The 1,804-nt window shown below is 34.1% G+C and carries 4 protein-coding genes; all 4 read left to right on the top strand.

From position 1 onward, the window contains the following. On the top strand, positions 1-304 hold a 304-nt coding region (locus MM213_RS20565), incomplete at its 5' end, for a hypothetical protein (RefSeq protein WP_241414765.1). After that, the gene (locus tag MM213_RS20560; RefSeq protein ID WP_241414764.1) at positions 273-743 is read left to right on the top strand and encodes a hypothetical protein; all 471 of its coding nucleotides are present in this window, start codon (positions 273-275) and stop codon (positions 741-743) included. The genes MM213_RS20565 and MM213_RS20560, both read left to right, overlap by 32 nt. Further along, positions 721-1,275: a hypothetical protein gene (locus tag MM213_RS20555; protein ID WP_241414763.1), complete on the top strand. Its 555-nt coding sequence runs from the start codon at positions 721-723 to the stop codon at positions 1,273-1,275. Before MM213_RS20560 ends, MM213_RS20555 begins: the two co-directional genes overlap by 23 nt. 336 nt (positions 1,276-1,611) lie before the next feature. Continuing rightward, the coding region (locus tag MM213_RS20550; protein ID WP_241414762.1) for a hypothetical protein at positions 1,612-1,804 on the top strand (193 nt) is incomplete at its 3' end.

Genomic DNA, 1,804 nt, shown 5'->3' with positions numbered 1-1,804 from the left:
AGGTGATTATCTTCCCTGTCCTGATCTGGATGATGGCATAGGTGGAGAAACTCCTACCCTAGAAGACTGTGAATTTCTGCAAATGATGGGATATGATGTGGAGTGTGTTATAGATCTCTTTGAAATCAAAAAGGATTCAACTTTCATTGGAACTACCGCAGATTGTATTTATGAAAAGCTGAAGTCTATAGATGGGTTCAAAGACCTAGCATCAGGGTTTGAAGGTCTTGGGACAGAATTTGATGTGGCACTTAAAATAGGAGCAACACAAAATGCATCAGCCAATAGAAATTACATTCAATGAAATAAAAATGAATAGATCTGCTTTAGAAGTAGCTAGGACTATCGTTCATGAGATGGTACACGCAGAATTATATAGGGCGATCAATACTACTAATCCCACAGAAAAGGAGCTGGATTTTAGAGAAACTTTTGAGGAATACACTCGTCAATATATTGGAGACAATGATGTTCATCATAATTATATGGCAGATTATTGGGTTGATAAAATGGCAGATATGCTTGAGCTCATTCATCCTCAGTTAGGGTATTCGGGGCTGAATGAATTTTTAAGTTCTTGGGCATATCCATCAGGGATTCCAAAAGAATTTTACAAAGCATTAGCATGGGATGGATTAAAATATGAAGAGGTAAGAGGTTGGAAAAACAAAACTACCCAACAAAAGGATGAAATAGATTTCCACATTGAAAAAGCTAAATATGGAACGAATAGCTGTAATTAATCGAATAATAATATTGCTTGTCTTTAGTTTGGGGTTTCAATTAGAAGGAATTTGTCAAATAAAAGTATTATCAACTAACTATAAAGAAGTCAATAATAGCAGTAATTATAGAAGAAGTAATCTTCAAGATACAGTGCTGATTGTCTTTAATAGTGAACACAAAGATGTTGAGAAAAGTCTTAGACAATGGAAATTTAATGGTGAATTACTCAATGATGAGATTTTCAAAAGAAAATATCCTTTATTGGAAGATTCATGTATTGAATTAAAATTTATCCATCATCCAGGTCCTCCAATGTTTAATGATATTTATTGTATTGACAAAGCTAACCTCTGCTTAGAAACTATTACAATAATTGAAGAAAATGAAACCTCATTTATTTATTGGTTTGAAAATGATTCGTTGTTATTTGAAAAAACCTTGATTTTGATAGATAGTACTGATTGGATAAGCAAAGAAAGTAAAATCAAAGGTATAGGAGTACAAATTTATACAACAGGATCTTGCAAAGACCTGATAGAGAAAAATTAGGAGGTAGATATAGATATGAGAAGCATCCCCAGAACTCCTTCTGGGTATGCTTTTTTCAAAACAACCCCTCCCCACTTTCAGCTTCATCTACAGCTTGATGCAGAAAATCGTGAAAGGGCTTCATCAGTTTGACGGTGTTGAGTATTTAGCCTTTAATCAATAATTAATTTCACCTTTATAAGATTTAATCTCTAAAAACACCTCCTAGCAGTTGTTTTTTTATTTGAAATTATTTGACTAATATTAGAAAACTAAAATATATAATATGAAACTAACATTTACCCCCCCTCCAATTATGAACTTGGTAGGCTAGTAGTCAAGGGGCACTTCCTTTTGTTGTTTGTACTTGTATTTGCGGGCTGTGTGCAAGAGGAAGATGTAGTGAAACAACCACAGCAGAAGCTCTCTCAAAAGGAACTCCTAGCCAAAGCCAAAGATTATTATGACCTGAATAGTACTTTTGGAAAGCCTGAAAGCAAAACTGGCAGAGTCAGCAATTATGGCGATTACTTTCCTGTATGGGAAAAGT

This window comes from Belliella alkalica (assembly GCF_022549785.1).
GTDB lineage: Bacteria > Bacteroidota > Bacteroidia > Cytophagales > Cyclobacteriaceae > Belliella > Belliella alkalica.
This window is presented reverse-complemented; position numbering and strand designations above follow the sequence as displayed.